Raw genomic sequence first — 17,648 nt, 5'->3', positions numbered from 1 at the left:
GCCGCGAGGGCCGGGTTTTTCGGGAGCGTCCCGCCGGGACGGTCAGGCGGCCATCGCCTTCTTCAGGTTCTCGTCGATCTTGTCGAGGAAGCCCGTGGTGGAGAGCCACTTCTGGTCGGCGCCGACGAGCAGGGCCAGGTCCTTCGTCATGAAGCCCGACTCCACCGTGTCGACGCACACCTTCTCGAGCGTGTCGGAGAACCTGGCGAGCTCGGCGTTGCCGTCCAGCTTGGCGCGGTGCGCGAGGCCGCGGGTCCAGGCGAAGATGGACGCGATCGAGTTGGTCGAGGTCTCCTTGCCCTTCTGGTGCTCGCGATAGTGGCGCGTCACCGTCCCGTGGGCGGCCTCGGCCTCCACGGTCTGGCCGTCCGGGGTCATCAGCACGGAGGTCATGAGGCCGAGCGAACCGAAGCCCTGCGCCACGATGTCGGACTGCACGTCGCCGTCATAGTTCTTGCAGGCCCAGACATAGCCGCCGGACCACTTCAGCGCCGAGGCGACCATGTCGTCGATCAGGCGGTGCTCATAGGTGATGCCGAGCGCGTCGAAGCGGGCCTTGAACTCGCTCTGGTAGATCTCCTCGAAGATGTCCTTGAAGCGGCCGTCATAGACCTTGAGGATCGTGTTCTTGGTGGAGAGGTAGACCGGGTATTTGCGGATCAGGCCGTAGTTCAGCGAGGCCCGGGCGAAATCGCGGATCGATTCGTCGAGGTTGTACATCGCCATCGCGACGCCGGCGTCCGGGAACTTGAACACCTCCTTCTCGATGACCGTGCCGTCGTCGCCCTCGAACTTGATGGTCAGGCGGCCCTTGCCGGGCACCTTGAAGTCGGTCGCGCGGTACTGGTCGCCGAAGGCGTGGCGGCCGACGACGATCGGCTGAGTCCAGCCCGGCACGAGGCGGGGCACGTTCTTGCAGATGATCGGCTCGCGGAAGATGACGCCGCCCAGGATGTTGCGGATCGTGCCGTTGGGCGACTTCCACATCTCCTTGAGGCCGAACTCCTTCACGCGGGCCTCGTCCGGCGTGATGGTGGCGCATTTCACGCCGACGCCGGCCTTCTTGATGGCGTAGGCGGCGTCGATGGTCACCTGGTCGTTGGTGGCGTCGCGGTTCTCGACCGAGAGGTCGAAATATTGCAGGTCGATGTCGAGATAGGGGTGGATCAGCTTGTCCTTGATGGACTGCCAGATGATCCGGGTCATCTCGTCGCCGTCGAGCTCGACGACCGGGTTCGCCACCTTGATCTTCGCCATCTTGGAAAGCCTCTCGCGCATGAGGTCTGCTGTCGTGGTCCGTCCATGCGCCCCAGCGACTGGAGCCGGACCGGACCGGTCGGCGCACCTCATAGCACCCGTCGCGAGGGCGGCAAAGCGCGCCTTTCGGAGGCGCCGGCGGCGAAACGGGGCCTATTCGGCCCCGGATGCGAGGCGCTCGACGCCGGCCCGATCGATCAGGGCCGCGGCGGCGCCTATGCGCTGGCCGCCGACGACGAGGTCCGGCGCGATCTCCGCCAGCGGGACGAGCACGAAGGCGCGCTCCAGCAGGCGGGGATGCGGCAGCGTCAGGTCCGGCGCCTCCTGCGCCACGCCCTCATAGGCCAGGATGTCGATGTCGATCAGCCGGGGGCCCCAGCGCTCCGCCCGGATCCGACCCATGTCGCGCTCCACCGAGAGGCAGAGCCGCAGCAGCTCGCGCGGCGGCAGGGCGGTGCGCACGGCCGCGCAGGCGTTGACGAACCAGTCCTGCGCGATCGGCCCCCAGGGCGGCGTGCGATAGTCGCCGGAGCGGGCGACCACCGCCACGCCGGCGCGCTCGAGGGCCGCGAGGGCGGCGGCCAGATTGGCCCGCTTGTCGCCCATGTTGCTGCCGAGGCTGAGCCAGGCGTCAGGCATTCCGGCGGCGCTCGATCTCGACCGAGACGGTGTCGAGGATATGCTCCACGGGCGCCTCGGGCTTCTCCACCTTGACGACGACGGCGGCCACGCGAGGCTGCGCGGCGAGGATCTCGGCCGCAATGGCCTCCGCCAGGCCCTCGATGATGCGGAAGCGCCGCTTGGTCGCGATGGCGACGACGAGGTCGGCCACCGCGCCGTAGCACACCGCCTGGCTGTAGTCGTCGCCGCGCCCGGCGGCGGCCAGATCAGCCTCGCAGGTGACCGTGATGAAGAAGCGCTGGCCGAGCCGCTCCTCCTCGGGCAGCACGCCATGCCTCGCATAGACGGCGATCCGGGACAGGGTGATGCGGTCGGTCATGGGCGGTTCTCTCCTGGGGCCCCGGCGCGCCGGATCGCGTCCATCACGCGCGCTAAGTCGACATGCGGCTTCACGTCGTGGACGCGGATGATGTCGGCGCCGCCCGCGACGGCGGCCGCATGGGCGCCCAGCGTGCCGAAGAGCCGGTCCTTGGGGGCGACGTCCTCGCCCAGGATGCGGCGCATGAACGACTTGCGCGAGGCGCCCACCAGCACCCGGAATCCGAGCGCCTTCAGCTCCGGCACCCGCCGCAGCGCGTCGAGGTTCTGCTCGTAGGTCTTGCCGAAGCCGATGCCGGGATCGAGCACGATGCGGCCGTCGGAGACGCCGGCGGCGCGCGCCAGCGCCAGCGTGCGCTCGAAGAAGCGCTTCATGTCGTCCAGGATGTCGAGCGAGGCGTCGATGGTCTCGCGGTTGTGCATGACGACGACGTCGCAGGCGTGCTCCGCCGCCACGGCCGCCATGGCGGGGTCGCGCTGCAGGCCCCAGACGTCGTTGAGGATGCGGGCCCCGAGCGCCAGCGCCTTTCGGGCGGTGTCGGCCCGGAAGGTGTCGATCGAGACCGGGATCGCGAGCGCCGGCGCCAGCGCGGCGACCACGGGCAGCACCCGCCGCTGCTCCTCCTCGGCGCCGATCGGCTGGTGTCCGGGGCGGGTGGACTCGCCGCCGACATCGACGATGTCGGCGCCCTCGGCCGCGAGGGCGAGGCCGTGGCGCAGCGCCACGGCGGGGTCGAGGAAGTCGCCGCCGTCGGAGAAGGAATCGGGGGTGACGTTCACCACGCCCATGATCAGGGTCCGGGCGGCCGGCCGTGCGCCGGGATGCGGGGAGGGGACGGGGGACGGGTCGCTCATCGGGGCAGCCTGGGGCGGATGCGCGCTTATCGGCCGATTGGGCGGCGATGTCGAGGCGTGCGATCCGGCGGCCGCGCGCAGGTTCTTAGGGCTCCCCCTCGGGGCCGGGTTTCTGTATGGCTGCGCGCCAGAGCCCGCCAGCACCATCCCGCGAGACCCCGCATGCCCGGAGCCGGAACCGACCATACGCGCCCCACCCTGGAGGGCGGCCCCGTCGTGGTGCTCGTCGAGCCGCAGCTCGGCGAGAACATCGGCATGGCGGCGCGGGCGATGGCCAATTTCGGCCTCGCCGAGATGCGCCTGGTGCGGCCGCGCGACCGCTGGCTGAACCAGAAGACGCGGGCCGCGGCGGCGGGAGCGGAGTTCATCCTCGACGGCGCCCGGCTCTACGGCTCGCTGCGCGAGGCGATCGCGGACCTCCAGTTCACCTATGCGACCACGGCGCGGGAGCGCGGCCAGGGCAAGGACGTGGTCGGCCCCGCCGAGGCGGGCGCGGCCATGCGGGCCCGCGCCGCCGAGGGCCAGCGCATCGGCGTGATCTTCGGGCGCGAGCGGACGGGGCTGGAGAACGACGACATCTCGCTGGCCGACGCGATCCTCACCTACCCGGTGAACCCGGCCTACGCCTCGCTGAATCTGTCGCAGGCGGTGCTGCTGGCCGGCTACGCCTGGATGGCGGCCCTGGAGGCTCCTCTGCCCTTCGAGCGCAAGCAGAAATGGGGGCCGGCGACGCGCGAGATGGTGCTGTCCTTCTTCGACTACCTGGAGGACCAGCTGGAGGCACGCGGCTTCTTCCGCCCGCCGCACAAGCGCCCGGTGATGAGCCGCAACCTGCGCAACATCTTCCACCGGGTGGGCCTGTCCGAACAGGACGTCCGCACCCTGCGGGGCATGGTGGTGCGGCTGGTCGAAGGCCCCCGCGAGCCCCAGACCAAGAAGCGCCGCGGCCCCAAGCAGACCCCCAAGGGCTTCAAGCCGCCGGACCAGTGAACCGCCGCGGCATCCCCCTCTCCCCGGCACGGGGAGAGGGCTGGGGTGAGGGGATCTTCTGAGCGTCGCAGCGGCGGGGACGTCCCCTCATCCGACCTCGCTGCGCCCGGCTGCGTTCTACCCGTGCCGGAAAAAGGGAAGGCGCGTGCTCCCCCTCACCCCGACCCTCTCCCCAGGACGGGGAGAGGGCTGGGGTGAGGGGATCTTCGGAGCGTCGCAGCGGCGGGGGCGTCCCCTCATCCGACCTCGCTTCGCTCGGCCACCTTCTCCCCGTTCCGGGGAGAAGGGCGCGCTCCCCCTCTCCCCGGCACGGGGAGAGGGCTGGGGTGAGGGGATCTTCGGAGCGTCGCAGCGGCGGGGACGTCCCCTCATCCGACCTCGCTGCGCCCGGCTGCGTTCTCCCCGTGCCGGGAAAAGGGAAGGGGTCGTTACTGCGCGTTAACTTGGGCGGGTTGTACTGGATGAACGGATGAGGCGCGGGCGCGATGCGGGTCGATCTTTGGGCCGGGATTCAGTATCAGGGCGCGGCCATGACCCTGCCGCGCGCTCCTGTCATCCTCGTGTTCGACTCCGGCCTGGGCGGGCTGACGGTGTTCCGCGAGGTCGTGAAGGCCAGGCCGGACGCGCGCTTCGTCTATGCGGCGGACGACGCCGCCTTCCCGTATGGCGGGCTGGACGAGGGCGCCCTGGTGGCGCGCGTCACGGCCGTGATGGACCGCCTCGTCGCGCTGCATGCGCCGGACCTTGTGGTGGTGGCGTGCAACACGGCCTCCACGCTGGTGCTGCCGGCGCTGCGGGCGCGCTTCGCCATCCCGTTCGTCGGGACGGTCCCGGCCATCAAGCCGGCGGTCGAGCGGTCGCTGACGCGGCGGGTCGCGGTGCTGGCGACGCCCGGCACCGTGAAGCGGGACTACACGCAGGCGCTGATCGACGAGTTCGCCGGGGACTGCAAGGTGACGCTGGTGGGCTCGACCGCGCTCGCCGCGCTGGCCGAGGCGCATCTGCGGGGCGAGGCCGTGGAGGACGCCGCCATCGCGGCCGAGATCGCGCCATGCTTCCCGGACGAAGGCCCGCCCACCGACGTGGTGGTGCTGGGCTGCACCCATTACCCGCTGCTGCGGACGCGGATGGAGCGGCTCGCGCCCTGGCCGGTGGCGTGGATCGATCCCGCCCCCGCCATCGCCCGGCGGGTGACGCAGCTCCTCGGCGCGCCGCTGGCGGCGCATGACGGCGAGGAGGAGGAGGCCGCGGCAGTGTTCACCTCCGGCCGGGCGATGACGCCGGAGCTGCGGCGCGCCCTCGGGGCGTTCGGGCTGGCGCGCCTGCAGATCGAGGCCATGCCGCTGGGCGCCTGACCGCGCTGCGGCCGCGCCGCCTCCGGTTTGACAGGACGACCCCGCTTCTGTATCAGCATCCCCGTAGCGCGGGCCGGATTTCGGCCCGCGATGCTTTTGACGCACCCGTGGTCCCGCGCGAACGCTCGCAACGGACCTGTCGGCCCCGCCGCAGGGCGGAGCAGAGGAGGGCGCGTTCCTCGATAACCCTTAACACCAAGAGGAACCGCGATGACGAAGCGCGTTCAGGCCAAATACAAGATCGACCGCCGCCTCGGCCAGAACATCTGGGGCCGCCCGAAGAGCCCCGTGAACCGCCGCGAATACGGCCCCGGCCAGCACGGCCAGCGCCGCAAGGGCAAGCTCTCGGACTTCGGCACGCAGCTGCGCGCCAAGCAGAAGCTGAAGGGCTATTACGGCAACATCTCCGAGAAGCAGTTCCGCAAGTACTACGAGGAGGCGCTCCGCCTGAAGGGCGACTCGGGCGAGAACCTGATCGGCCTGCTCGAGCGCCGCCTCGACGCCGTCGTGTACCGCTGCAAGTTCGTCGCGACCCCGTTCGCGGCCCGGCAGTTCGTGAACCACGGCCACATCCGCATCAATGGCCGCCGCGTGAACATCGCCAGCTACCAGGTCAAGGTCGGCGACGTGATCGAGGTGAAGGAATCCTCCAAGCAGCTCGCCGTCGTGCTCGAGGCCTCCCAGCTCGCCGAGCGTGACGTGCCGGACTACATCGAGGTCGACCACTCCAAGATGACCGCCAAGATGTCGCGCATCCCCGGCCTGTCCGAGGTGCCCTACGCGGTCCAGATGGAGCCGAACCTGGTCATCGAGTTCTACTCGCGCTGATCCGCGGCCTCGGCCGTCTTCGTTTCGGGGTCGCCGGGCAACCGGCGGCCCTTTCTTCTTGGCCGGTCGCGACGCATTTGAATGGTTCCGGCGAGGGCGCCTTCAGATCCGTGAGCTACACACGGGGTGGTTGCAATCGGAACAGCTCGATGCCCTCTCGTCTCCCCCGAATCTACGCTCTGACCACTCTTGCGGCCCTGGTCTGCTTCGCGCCCGGCGCGCGCGCCGGGGATGATTGCGGCGACATCACCGCCGACCTTCGCGGCCTGACCTTGAAGTACCAGCGCATCATGGCCGAGATCGGCGACGCGCGGCGCCAGCTCGCCTATCTGCCCAAGGGCCAGGAGGCGGTGCTGCGGGCCGTCGGGCGCTTCGCCAGCCTGAGCTCGTCGGCCCGCGGCGAGCGCGAGCGGATCCTGCAGCTCTACCGGGACGCAGTGGCGCAGGAGTGCTGGCAGTTCGAGCAGAGCAACCTGGACCACACCTCCGACGTCTTCGCCCGCGCCACGGCCGGGGAGGAGGAGACGCTGGCCGGGACGCGCCGGGTGATCTCCGGGCTGGCCGCCGTGGTGAAGTAAGCAACGCACGTCATACGTGTAAAACTGAGATCGCGCAGGCTTCGCGATCATCAAATCTGAAACGAGCGGGAGACGGATCTTCAAGCCGTCGCCTGTAGAGTGGGATCGTTCATCCTGGAACGGCCCATGACGCGCCTTGCCTTGTCCCTCCTGATCTTCGTCGCCCTGAGCGGCGCGGCCCGCGCGTGCGGGCCCGAGCGCGCGCGGATCTATGGGATGACGCTGCGCTATCAGGCCGCTTTGGCGCAGCTGACCCAGCGCAGGCTGGACATGGGCCACGGCGTCGCGCCCGACGTCGAGGAGGCCGGGATGGAGGCGGCGCGCTATCGCGCCCTCCACCACGACGTCCAGCGCAGGCGCGCCGCCATCCTCCAGCTCTACGTCGCCATGGTGGAGATGGAGTGCGAGCATTTCGACGCCACCAGCCTGGCGCAGACCCAGGACCGCTTCCGGGCCCTGGCCGCGGAGGAGCGCGCCTATCTGGACTTCCGGATGGGCCGCAACACCGCGCGACTCTATCTCGGCGGCTAGACCGTGCTGAGTTTTGTTGGAGACACAGCATGGTCCAGGTTTTTTGGTTCACGCATGCTTCGTGCGAAAAGCCGGATTCCACCTTTTCGCAGCATGCTCTCGCTCAGAACCGCTGGATGTCGGGCGGGGCGCCGGCGGTCTCGAACTGCAGGCTGTAGCGCGCGCCCGATCCGTCCTTGGCTTCGCAGCTGAGGCTCGCCACGGCCTTGCCGTCCGGCGCGCGGGAGAGGCTGCAGGCCCCGTCGACGTCGATATGCGGCGCGTTGGGGCTGCTGCCCACATAGACGCGCGAGAGCCTCAGATCCGGCAGGTCGGCCGCGGACGTCTTCGGGCCTTCGCCCACGAAGGTGAGGGCCGACTTGCCGTCCGCCATGCCGATCATCACCAGCGTGCGGTTGTTCTTCAGCCTGGTGACCAGCACGCCGGCCTTGGGCGAGCAGGCGGCCTCCTTCCCGGCAACCACGATCGCGGTGCAGCGGCCGCGCAGCGAGGCCATGAGGTCGAGCTTGATGTCGTCCGAGCCCTGGGCGGGCTGCCAGGCGGCCAGTCCGGCCGATCCCATCGCCAGGATCGCCGCAGTGGAGAGGAGGGTCCGCATCATCGTCTGTCCTTCCCGCGCCATTCGCGCTCGCCCGCCGCCCATGTCCCATTCCTGGCGTCGCGCCCCGACCGCCCCACCGCGGCATCGAAAGCACGGCCGCCACGCCGCCTCCGTGCGGCGGCGCACAGGCCCGTTCGACGCTTCCGCCCTCCCGAGCGCGCCCGCGGCCCCTGACGCCTTGCGCTTCACCTTGGCGGAAACCAATGTGGCCAACGCCAGTGAATGTTTTACACAACGTCCGAGCCCGTTCTGGAGTGGCAAGCCGTGAAACTGCTCGTGATCGAAGATGATGTGGAGATGGCGGAAGACGTCGCATCCCGCCTGAGGGAGCTAGGCCATCAGGTGGAGGTGGTCGGCGACGGTCGCGAGGGCCTCGCCGCGGCCTTCGCCGACGCCTATGACGTGCTGATCGTCGACCGCATGCTGCCGGAGCTCGACGGCCTCTCGCTGGTGAGCCGCCTGCGCAAGGACGACGTCAGCACGCCCGTGCTGTTCCTCACCACGCTGTCGGGCATCGACGACCGGGTCGAGGGCCTGGAGGCGGGCGGAGACGACTACCTGGTCAAGCCCTTCGCGCCGGCCGAACTGATCGCCCGCGTCAACGCGCTCGGCCGGCGGGCCAAGCTCGGCGCGGCGGAGACGGTGCTCCGGGTGGCCGACCTGGAGATCGACCTGGTCAAGCGCACGGTGGTGCGCGGCGGCCAGAAGATCGACCTGCAGCCCCGCGAGTTCCAGCTCCTGGAGTTCCTGATGCGGCACGCCGGCGAGGTGGTCACCCGCACGATGCTGCTGGAGAATGTCTGGGACTTTCATTTCGACCCCCAGACCAACATCGTCGAAACGCATATCAGCCGCCTTCGCAGCAAGGTCGACCGGGATTTCCCGGGCATGCTGATCCAGACCGTGCGTGGGGCGGGGTACCTCATGCGCGAGCCGTAGCGCCGTCATGCTGAGCCGGACGAAAGCTGGCCTGAAGCCCGCCGCGACGTCGTCGAAATTCACGCACACGGCCGCCTTCCGGCTGGCGCTGCTCTACGCCGCGATCTTCGGGCTCTCCACCTTCGTCCTGTTCGCATTCACCTATTTCAGGGTGCAGGCCTATGGGCTGGACCAGATGCGGGCCTCCATCGGGACGGAGCTGAGCGCGCTCCTGGAGGAGGAGCGCAGGGCCGGCGAGGCGCGGCTGCGCGAGGAGGTCGCCGCGCGCGGCAGTTCGGCCGAGTCCCGCTCCAGCTTCTACCTGCTGCAGGACGCGCGGGGAGTGCGGCTCGCCGGCAACATCCCGCCGGTGCCGCCGGTCGAGGGTCTTTTCGAGATGCGGGTCGCGCCCACCCACATGGGAGCGGACGCAAAGCAGGACACGAGCCTGGCCATGTTTCGCGGGGCGGTGCTGCCGTCGGGCGGCTATCTGGCGCTCGGCCGCAATCTCGGCGACCTCGACGACCTGAACACGCTCGTGCTGCGGGCCTTCCTGGGCTCGCTGGCGGTGACGGCGATCCTGGCCCTGGCGGGAGGCCTGCTGCTGGGCGCCGGCTTCGTGCGCCGGCTGGAGGCCATCAACCGCACGGCGCGCACGATCGTGAGCGGCCGCCTGTCGGAGCGCATCCCGCTGCAGGGCTCGGGGGACGAGCTCGACCAGCTCTCCGACAACCTGAACACGATGCTGGATCGCATCCAGACGCTGATGGAGAGCATGCGGCAGGTCTCCAGCGACGTGGCGCACGACCTGCGGACGCCCCTGGCGCGGCTGCGCCAGCGACTGGAGCGCATGCGCCAGAAGGCCAAGGAGCCGGCGCAGCAGGACGACATGGAGGCCGCGCTCGGCGAGATCGACAACATCCTGGGCACCTTCTCGGCGCTGCTGCGCATCGCCCAGATCGAGACCGGCTCACGCCGCGCCGGCTTCCGGTCCTACGATCTCTCGGACGTGTTCGAGACGGTCTGCGACGCCTATGGGGCGGTGGCGGAGGACCACGCCCAGCGTTTCGAGAGCCGGATCGAGCCCGGCGTCATGCATGTGGGCGATCGCGAGCTGATGACGCAGATGCTGGCCAACCTGGTCGAGAACGCGCTGCGGCATTCGCCGCCGGGCGCGGCCGTGCGGGTGGAGCTCGCCCGGAGCGAGGCGGGCCGTCCGGTCGGGATGGTCAGCGACAACGGTCCCGGCATTCCGCCCGACGAGCGGGACAAGGTGTTCCGGCGCTTCTACCGGCTGGAGCGCAACCGCACGACCGCCGGCAACGGGCTCGGCCTGAGCCTGGTGGCCGCGGTCGCCGAGCTGCACGGGCTGGCCGTCAAGCTGGAGGACAACGCACCGGGCCTGCGGGTGCGGATCCGGTTCTGACCCGCGCTCAGGCCGAAGCGGGTTCGAACAGCTGGGCCACGATCTTCTCCAGAGCCTCCGCGATCGACTTGGCGGTGACGTTCTTGCCCTCGTCCGGGCCGGCGCGGACCACCGACGACATGGCTTCGCCATGCCGGTGCAGCACGACGGGAGGAAGGGAGTGAAGGGCGGGGTGGTCGAGGAGCCGGCACAGATTCTGGGCGATCCTGCCCGCGATGGGAAATCCGAACTGGACGGCGTTGGCGCTGTATTCCAGCGCCTGGGCCCGCAGGACCTCGCGGGAGTTTTCGAAATGGCGCGCGTCGAGGAACTCCCTCACGTCCGCCTGAAGGTTTTCGGTCTCCGCCAGGATCCAGGCGTGGTAACTGGATTCCAGGTTCCTCAGGCGAGCCTCGGCGCGCTCGACGGCGTCGTCGACCCCCTTGCCGAGCGCCCGAAGGCGAACGGCCTGGTAGGTGACGTGGTCCCGGGTCCTTCTGGTCACGACTTGCTCGCTCAAGTGTAAAATTGAATTTTAGCAAGCAATCGTTGCGTCGACCTTAAGCGGGCCTGCCTGGTCAGAGCCGGTTCTGCTGGGGCTGGGCCTGCCGCTCCTCTTTGGCGCGCTTCTCCTTCTTGGCCTTGCTGTGGCCGATGGCGCAGCCCGCGACCGCGCCGACCTTGCCGTGGCCAGCCATATGGCCCGCGATGCCGCCCACGATGGCGCCGGAGACGCACCCGGCCGCCTGGGCGGATCCGGCCGTCGCAAGGGCGAGCGGGGCGGCGACGAGGGCGGCGATGGCGAGGGGGACGAGGCGCATGGGGATCTCCTGCAAAGAGGTTGCGGGAGAACGCGGGCGGAGGCGGAGAGTTGCCAAGCGTCGAGGCCGGGCGCGGGCCTTCACTCGCCCGCCTGCATGGACAGCTCGTTCTCCTCGCCGCGCGGGCGGTCGACCGCGAGGCTTTCGCCGGTGACGAGGTAATAGACGGTCTCGGCGATGTTGGTGGCGTGGTCGCCGATGCGCTCCACGTTCTTCGCGCCGAACAGGAGATGCGTGCAGAACCCGATATTGCGCGGATCTTCCATCATGTAGGTGAGCAACTCGCGAAAGAGCGAGTTGTAGAGGTTGTCGATCTCGCCGTCGCGCTGCCACACCGCCAGGGCCGCCTGGGCGTCGCGCTGCGTGTAGGCGTCGATCACGCTCTTGAACTGGTTCAGGGCCATCAGGCTCATATTGCCGATGCCGGCGAGCAGCTTCTGCGGCGGGAACTGGCCCTCCATCGCGAGGATGCGCTTGGCGATGTTCTTCACGAGGTCGCCGACGCGCTCGAGGTCGTTGGCGATGCGGATCGTGGCGATGACGTCGCGCAGGTCCACCGCCATGGGCTGCCGGCGCGCGATGGTGAGGATGGCTTTCTCCTCGACCTCGCGCTGGAGCCGGTCCAGCGTGGGGTCGGCCGCGATGATCGTCTGGGCCAGCCGGATGTCCTGCTTGGCCAGCGCGTCGATGGCGTCGGACTGCATCTTCTCGGCGATGCCGCCCATCTCGGCGATGGTGCGTTGCAGCTCCTTCAGTTCCTGGTCGAAGGCCGCGACGGTGTGATTGGCCATGGTGATGTCCTCGTCTGCGCGCTCAGCCGAACCGGCCGGTGATGTAGTCCTGCGTGGCCTTCCGCCTTGGGGCGGTGAAGATCCGGTCCGTCTCGTCGAACTCGATCAGCTCGCCCAGATACATGAAGGCCGTGAAGTCGGACACCCGCGCCGCCTGCTGCATGTTGTGCGTCACGATCGCGATGGTGTAGTGCGCCTTCAGCTCGTCGATCAACTCCTCCACCTTGGCGGTGGAGATCGGGTCGAGCGCCGAGCAGGGCTCGTCCAACAGGATCACGTCCGGCTTCACGGCGACCGAACGGGCGATGCAGAGGCGCTGCTGCTGGCCGCCCGAGAGGCTGAGGCCCGAGGCGCCGAGCTTGTCCTTGACCTCGTCCCACAGGGCCGCGCCGCGCAGCGCCTGCTCGACACGCCCGTCCATCTCGCTCTTCGAGAGGGTCTCGTAGAGGCGGATGCCGAAGGCGATGTTCTCGTAGATGGTCATCGGGAAGGGCGTCGGCTTCTGGAACACCATGCCGATGCGGGCGCGCAGGAGGTTGAGGTCCTGCCTGGGGTCGAGGATGTTCTCGCCGTCCAGCAGCACCTCGCCCTCGGCCCGCTGCTTGGGGTAGAGGTCGTACATGCGGTTCAGCACGCGCAGCAGCGTGGACTTGCCGCAACCGGACGGACCGATGAAGGCCGTGACCTTGCGGTCGTAGAGGGGCAGGTTGATGCCCTTGAGGGCGAGGTTCGCGCCGTAGAAGAACTTCAGGTCCTTGACGCTGATCTTCTCGGGAAGTCGGGTTTGCGCGTTCATTCTCGGGTCCTCAGGTCTTCTTCGCCGAAAGGGCGCGGGCCACGATGCTGAGCAGCAGCACCGCCAGCGTGACGAGCAGGGCGCCAGCCCAGGCGAGATCCTGCCATTCCTTGTAGGGGCTCAACGCGAACTGGAAGATGACGGCCGGAAGGCTCGCCATGGGCTGGTTCAGGTTGGTGGAAAAGAACTGGTTGTTCAGCGCCGTGAAGAGCAGCGGCGCGGTCTCGCCGCTGATGCGGGCGACCGCCAGCAGGATGCCGGTGATCATGCCGGTCTTCGCCGCCTGGTAGACCACGCGGCGGATCACGAGCGAGCGCGGCATTCCGAGCGCGAAGGCGGCCTCGCGCAGCGCCGTGGGCACGAGGCGCAGCATGTCCTCGGTGGTGCGCAGAACGACCGGGATCACGATCACCGATAGGGCGACCGCGCCGGCGATGCCGGAAAAGTGCCCCATCGGCGCGACCACGACTTCGTAGATGAACAAGCCGATCACGATGGACGGCGCGCTCAGCAGGATGTCGTTGATGAAACGCACCAGCGTGGCGAGGCGCGACGCGCTGCCGTACTCCGCCAGATAGGTGCCCGCCATCACGCCGAGCGGGGCGCCGATGAAGACGCCGATGACGGTCATGATCAGGCTGCCGACGATCGGGTTCAGCAGGCCGCCGGCCGCGCCGGGAGGCGGCGTCATCTCGGTGAAGACCGCGAGGCCAAGGCTGGAGAAGCCCTTCCAGAAGAGCGCGCCGAGGATCAGCGCCAGCGCGCCGAGGCCGATCGTGGTCGCGACGGCGCTGAGCGCCATCCAGATCCGGTTGGATCGCGCGCGGGCGCCGTAGCGGGCCTTGGCGGCGGCTTGCGAGATGCGGGAGGTTTCGGGGATGGCGGACATGTCAGATCCCCGCCTTGGTTTCGAGGCGCATCAGCATCAGGCGCGCGATCGACAGCACCACGAAGGTGATGAGGAACAGGATGAGGCCGAGCGCAATCAGCGACGACGTGTAGAGGTCGCCCACCGCCTCGGTGAATTCATTGGCGATGGTGGCCGAGATGGTGGTGCCCGGCGCCATCAGCGAGGCCGAAATCTTGTGGGCGTTGCCGATCACGAAGGTGACCGCCATCGTTTCGCCGAGCGCCCGGCCGAGACCCAGCATCACGCCGCCGATGACGCCCACGCGGGTGAACGGGATGACGACGTTCTTCACCACCTCCCAGGTCGTGCAGCCCAGCCCATAGGCCGATTCCTTGAGCATGGGCGGCACCGTGTCGAACACGTCGCGCGAGATCGACGTGATGAAGGGGAGCACCATGACGGCCAGCACGAGGCCGGCCGTGAAGACGCCGATGCCGTAGGGCGGGCCGGCGAAGAGCGACGACAGGCCGGGGATGGGGCTGAAGAACGCGATGATGGCGGGCTGGACGTGCTGCTGGAGGAAAGGCGCCAGGAAGAACAGCCCGCAAATGCCGTAGATGATCGACGGGATGCCGGCCAGGAGCTCGATCGCAATGCCGATCGGCCGGCGCAGCGGAATGGGGCAGATCTCGGTCAGGAACACCGCGATGCCCAGGCCGAGCGGGACGGCGATCACCATGGCGATGATGGACGTCACGATCGTGCCGTAGATCGGCGCGAGCGCCCCGTATTTCTCGGTGACCGGGTTCCAGGATTGCGAGGTGAAGAACCCGAAGCCGAACTCCCGGAACACCGGCAGGGAGCCGTGGACCAGGGAGGCGATCACCCCGCCCAGAAGCGCCAGAACGAGGAGCGCGGCGATCATCGTCAGCCGCTCGAAGATGAGGTCCGGAATGCGGAAACGGCCGAGAGCCTTCTCCCGCTCCGACCTCGGCTGGGTCGCCGTCCCGATCTCACGCATCGTCACATCCACCACTGGAGCCGCTCCCGCTCATCGGGCCGCCTTCTGGCGACCGGGACGAAGAAGGGGTTGGCGAGACCTTGCGCCCCGCCAACCCTGAACCGTCAGGCGACGCAACGCGCCCTTACTTCTTGGGCGTGAAGACCGGCTTGCCGCTGCCGTCCTGCACTTCGGTCCAGGTCTTCTCGACCATGGTGACGACATTGGCGGGCATCGGGATGTAGTCGAGGTCCTCGGCCATCTTGTCGCCCTTCGTGTAGGCCCAGTCGAAGAACTTCAGGGCCTCGCCGGCGGAGGCGGCGTCCTGCGGCTTCTTGTGGATGAGAATGAAGGTCGCGGAGGTGATCGGCCAGGCGGCGGCGTCGGCCTGGTTGTTCAGGTTCACGCCGAAGCCCGGGGCGCTGGACCAGTCCGCCTTGGCGGCGGCCGCCTGGAAGGCGCTCATCTGCGGCTGCACGGTCTTGCCGGCGGCGTTGATGAGCTTGGCGTAGGTCATCTTGTTCTGCTTGGCGTAGGCGTATTCGACATAGCCGATCGAGCCCTTGGACTGCAGGACGTTGTTGGCGACGCCCTCGTTGCCCTTTGCGCCGATGCCGACGGGCCACTCCACCGCGGTGGCGGAGCCGACCTTCGACTTCCAGTCCGGGCTGACCTTGGCGAGATAATCGGTGAACACGAAGGTCGTGCCCGAGCCGTCCGAGCGGCGCACCGGCAGGATGGCCTGGCTGGGGAGCTTGAGGCCCGGATTGAGCGCCTTCAGGGCCGGGTCGTCCCAGGTCTTGATCTCGCCGAGATAGATCTTGGCCAGCGAAGCGCCGTCGAGCACCATCTCGTTGGGCGCGACGCCTTCAAGGTTCACGACCGCGACCAGCGCGCCCATCACCATCGGGAACTGGATCAGGCCGTGCTTCTCGAGGTCCTCGCCCTTGAGCGGCGCGTCGGACGCGCCGAAGGTGACGGTCTTCGCCTGGATCTGCTTGATGCCGCCGCCGGAGCCGATCGACTGGTAGTTGAGACCGATATTGGTCTCCTTTTTGTAGGCGTCGGCCCACTTCGCATAGATCGGGTACGGGAAGGTCGCGCCGGCGCCGGAGATGTCGGCCGCGAGAGCGGGGGCGGAGGCCGCCGCCAGGGCGAGGCCGGCGGCGGCGAAAAGGGTCTTCGTCTTGGTCGCGAGGGTCATGACGACTCTCCATGTCGGACGTGGGGAGGGGCCGCGCGTCCTGCGCCGCCGCGCCTCCATCGCGGGCCCCGGGGGCCTGCGACGCCCCTTCGCTATGACATGGACATGACGGGTGGATGACAGCGGGGGCTCAATCCTCTCCCTCTCCCCGGGATGGGGAGAGGGCCGGGGTGAGGGTGGTCCCGCCGCTCCCCTCATCCGGCGCTTCGCGCCACCTTCTCCCCGTGCCGGGGAGAAGGGCCTTACGCCTCGCCGAAGACGCGGCGGAAGATCGTGTCGACGTGCTTCAGGTGGTAGCCGAGGTCGAACTTTTCCTCGAGCTCCTGGGCGGTGAGGGCCTTCGAGACGTCCGGGTCGGCCTTCAGCAGCGTGAGGAAGTCGCCCTCGCCGCGCCAGACCGGCATGGCGTTGCGCTGCACGAGGCGGTAGGCGTCCTCGCGCGACACGCCCTTCTGGGTGAGCGCCAGCAGGACGCGCTGGGAGTGGACCAGGCCGCCGAGGCGGTCGAGGTTCTTCTGCATGTTCGCGGGATAGACCAGCAGCTTGTCGACGACGCCGGTGAGGCGGGCCAGCGCGAAGTCGAGCGTCACGGTGGCGTCCGGGCCGATCATGCGCTCGACCGAGGAGTGCGAGATGTCGCGCTCGTGCCAGAGCGCCACGTTCTCCATGGCGGGCAGCGCATAGGCGCGCACCATGCGGGCGAGGCCGGTGAGGTTTTCGGTGAGCACCGGGTTGCGCTTGTGCGGCATGGCCGAGGAGCCCTTCTGGCCCTCGGAGAAATATTCCTCGGCTTCCAGCACCTCGGAGCGCTGCAGGTGGCGCACCTCGATGGCCAGGCGCTCGATGGAGGACGCCACCACGCCCAGCGTGGCGAAGAACATGGCGTGCCGGTCGCGCGGGATGACCTGGGTGGAGACGGGCTCCACCGCGAGGCCCATGGCCTTGGCGACGTGCTCCTCCACGCGCGGATCGATGTTCGCGAAGGTGCCGACCGCGCCCGAGATCGCGCAGGTGGCGATCTCCTTGCGGGCGAAGACGAGGCGCTCGCGGGCGCGGCTGAACTCGGCGTAGGCCTCGGCCAGCTTGAGGCCGAAGGTCACCGGCTCGGCGTGGATGCCGTGCGAGCGGCCGATGGTCGGCGTCATCTTGTGCTCGAAGGCGCGGCGCTTGAGAGCCGCCAGCAGCGCGTCGATGTCGGCGATCAGCAGGTCCGCGGCGCGGGCCATCTGCACGGCCAGGCAGGTGTCGAGCACGTCGGAGGACGTCATGCCCTGGTGGATGAATCGCGCGTCCGGGCCGACGAACTCGGCCAGATGCGTCAGGAACGCGATGACGTCGTGCTTCACCTCGCGCTCGATGGCGTCGATCTTCTCGACGTCGAACTTCGCCGCGCCGCCCTTCTCCCAGATGGTCTTCGCGGCCTCCTTCGGGATCACGCCCAGCTCCGCCAGCGCGTCGCAGGCATGCGCCTCGATTTCGAACCAGATGCGGAAACGGGTCTCGGGCGACCAGATGGCCACCATCTCGGGGCGGCTATAGCGCGGGATCAAAAAAATACTCCGTCAGCGCGAGAGGCCAAGACGTTCTCAGACCGTTGAGAACGTTGCGGATTATGCCAGTCTTGGAGCGTCAGGCCAACGTCGGCGAAACGGCCCGGAAAGCGTGTCTCGTGATGGCTATTTGATGGCTGAGCCCAATGCAAGCGGTGTGCATCCTCGACTCGGTAACGCCCTATCCTCGATAGGCACCCCAAGTGTCTGGAATCGTTGGGGCGACGATGCGGAACTCTGGAGAACACCCCTCTGGCGGCTTGATGGTTGTCGAACAGGGCTCGAATGAGGGATCGCGACGCTATGGCCCCGCCCGTTT

At 68.7% G+C, this 17,648-nt stretch carries 20 protein-coding genes; 7 read left to right on the top strand and 13 right to left on the bottom strand.

The features are described 5' to 3' along the window. Positions 1–42: 42 nt before the first annotated feature. The 4 genes from ACYVO7_RS04065 to folP form a co-directional block, all read right to left on the bottom strand. A complete protein-coding gene (locus tag ACYVO7_RS04065) occupies positions 43–1,257 on the bottom strand; it encodes an NADP-dependent isocitrate dehydrogenase (protein ID WP_460449117.1) in 1,215 nt (404 codons plus the stop codon). Between the two features lie 153 nt (positions 1,258–1,410). Next, entirely contained in the window at positions 1,411–1,896 is a 486-nt protein-coding gene (gene folK, locus ACYVO7_RS04060) for a 2-amino-4-hydroxy-6-hydroxymethyldihydropteridine diphosphokinase (protein WP_460448574.1), read from the bottom strand. Beyond that, entirely contained in the window at positions 1,889–2,257 is a 369-nt protein-coding gene (folB, locus tag ACYVO7_RS04055) for a dihydroneopterin aldolase (protein ID WP_460448573.1), read from the bottom strand. The genes folK and folB overlap by 8 nt, the downstream gene beginning before the upstream one ends. Beyond that, positions 2,254–3,111 carry a dihydropteroate synthase gene (gene folP / locus ACYVO7_RS04050; RefSeq protein WP_460448572.1) on the bottom strand — a complete coding sequence of 286 codons (858 nt, stop codon included), beginning with the start codon at positions 3,109–3,111 and terminating at the stop codon, positions 2,254–2,256. Before folP ends, folB begins: the two co-directional genes overlap by 4 nt. A 162-nt stretch (positions 3,112–3,273) precedes the next feature. Here folP and ACYVO7_RS04045 point away from each other — a divergent pair, with 162 nt between their 5' ends. From ACYVO7_RS04045 to ACYVO7_RS04025, 5 genes are all read left to right on the top strand, one after another. Continuing rightward, entirely contained in the window at positions 3,274–4,101 is an 828-nt protein-coding gene (locus tag ACYVO7_RS04045; protein ID WP_460448571.1) for an RNA methyltransferase, read from the top strand. A gap of 485 nt (positions 4,102–4,586) precedes the next feature. After that, on the top strand, positions 4,587–5,456 hold the full coding sequence (gene murI / locus ACYVO7_RS04040) for a glutamate racemase (protein WP_460448570.1): 870 nt from the start codon (positions 4,587–4,589) through the stop codon (positions 5,454–5,456). Between the two features lie 210 nt (positions 5,457–5,666). Then, positions 5,667–6,284, top strand: a complete 618-nt coding sequence (rpsD, locus tag ACYVO7_RS04035) for a 30S ribosomal protein S4 (RefSeq protein ID WP_460448569.1) — start codon at positions 5,667–5,669, stop codon at positions 6,282–6,284. A gap of 149 nt (positions 6,285–6,433) precedes the next feature. Further along, positions 6,434–6,862, top strand: coding sequence for a hypothetical protein (locus ACYVO7_RS04030; RefSeq protein WP_460448568.1), 429 nt, complete (start codon positions 6,434–6,436; stop codon positions 6,860–6,862). 126 nt (positions 6,863–6,988) lie between these two features. Continuing rightward, positions 6,989–7,393, top strand: a complete 405-nt coding sequence (locus ACYVO7_RS04025; protein ID WP_460448567.1) for a hypothetical protein — start codon at positions 6,989–6,991, stop codon at positions 7,391–7,393. 103 nt (positions 7,394–7,496) lie between these two features. Here the strand turns inward: ACYVO7_RS04025 and ACYVO7_RS04020 are convergent, their stop codons facing one another. Then, positions 7,497–7,994 (bottom strand): hypothetical protein, encoded by a 498-nt coding sequence (locus ACYVO7_RS04020; RefSeq protein ID WP_460448566.1) that lies wholly within the window; start codon positions 7,992–7,994, stop codon positions 7,497–7,499. Positions 7,995–8,216: 222 nt separating this feature from the next. Here ACYVO7_RS04020 and ACYVO7_RS04015 point away from each other — a divergent pair, with 222 nt between their 5' ends. Beyond that, a complete protein-coding gene (locus ACYVO7_RS04015) occupies positions 8,217–8,933 on the top strand; it encodes a response regulator transcription factor (protein WP_460448565.1) in 717 nt (238 codons plus the stop codon). 7 nt (positions 8,934–8,940) lie between these two features. Further along, a complete protein-coding gene (locus ACYVO7_RS04010) occupies positions 8,941–10,338 on the top strand; it encodes a sensor histidine kinase (protein ID WP_460448564.1) in 1,398 nt (465 codons plus the stop codon). A gap of 7 nt (positions 10,339–10,345) precedes the next feature. On the opposite strand, the gene ACYVO7_RS04005 is transcribed toward ACYVO7_RS04010, so the two are convergent. The 8 genes from ACYVO7_RS04005 to purB form a co-directional block, all read right to left on the bottom strand. After that, positions 10,346–10,822, bottom strand: a complete 477-nt coding sequence (locus ACYVO7_RS04005; RefSeq protein ID WP_460448563.1) for a hypothetical protein — start codon at positions 10,820–10,822, stop codon at positions 10,346–10,348. A gap of 73 nt (positions 10,823–10,895) precedes the next feature. Beyond that, a complete protein-coding gene (locus ACYVO7_RS04000) occupies positions 10,896–11,138 on the bottom strand; it encodes a hypothetical protein (RefSeq protein WP_460448562.1) in 243 nt (80 codons plus the stop codon). An 80-nt stretch (positions 11,139–11,218) separates the two neighbouring features. Continuing rightward, a complete protein-coding gene (gene phoU, locus ACYVO7_RS03995; protein ID WP_460448561.1) occupies positions 11,219–11,929 on the bottom strand; it encodes a phosphate signaling complex protein PhoU in 711 nt (236 codons plus the stop codon). A gap of 22 nt (positions 11,930–11,951) precedes the next feature. Further along, a complete protein-coding gene (gene pstB, locus ACYVO7_RS03990; RefSeq protein WP_460448560.1) occupies positions 11,952–12,725 on the bottom strand; it encodes a phosphate ABC transporter ATP-binding protein PstB in 774 nt (257 codons plus the stop codon). Between the two features lie 10 nt (positions 12,726–12,735). Then, entirely contained in the window at positions 12,736–13,527 is a 792-nt protein-coding gene (gene pstA, locus ACYVO7_RS03985) for a phosphate ABC transporter permease PstA (protein WP_460449116.1), read from the bottom strand. An 88-nt stretch (positions 13,528–13,615) separates the two neighbouring features. Beyond that, on the bottom strand, positions 13,616–14,596 hold the full coding sequence (gene pstC, locus ACYVO7_RS03980; RefSeq protein ID WP_460448559.1) for a phosphate ABC transporter permease subunit PstC: 981 nt from the start codon (positions 14,594–14,596) through the stop codon (positions 13,616–13,618). A 124-nt stretch (positions 14,597–14,720) separates the two neighbouring features. Continuing rightward, the gene (gene pstS, locus ACYVO7_RS03975; protein WP_460448558.1) at positions 14,721–15,779 is read right to left on the bottom strand and encodes a phosphate ABC transporter substrate-binding protein PstS; all 1,059 of its coding nucleotides are present in this window, start codon (positions 15,777–15,779) and stop codon (positions 14,721–14,723) included. Positions 15,780–16,021: 242 nt separating this feature from the next. Further along, positions 16,022–17,329 (bottom strand): adenylosuccinate lyase, encoded by a 1,308-nt coding sequence (gene purB, locus ACYVO7_RS03970; RefSeq protein ID WP_460448557.1) that lies wholly within the window; start codon positions 17,327–17,329, stop codon positions 16,022–16,024. Between the last annotated feature and the right edge of the window lie 319 nt (positions 17,330–17,648).

Source organism: Alsobacter sp. SYSU BS001988, from assembly GCF_054796215.1.
The sequence above is the reverse complement of the archived record's forward strand: the minus strand, read 5'-3'. Positions and strand labels throughout refer to the sequence as shown.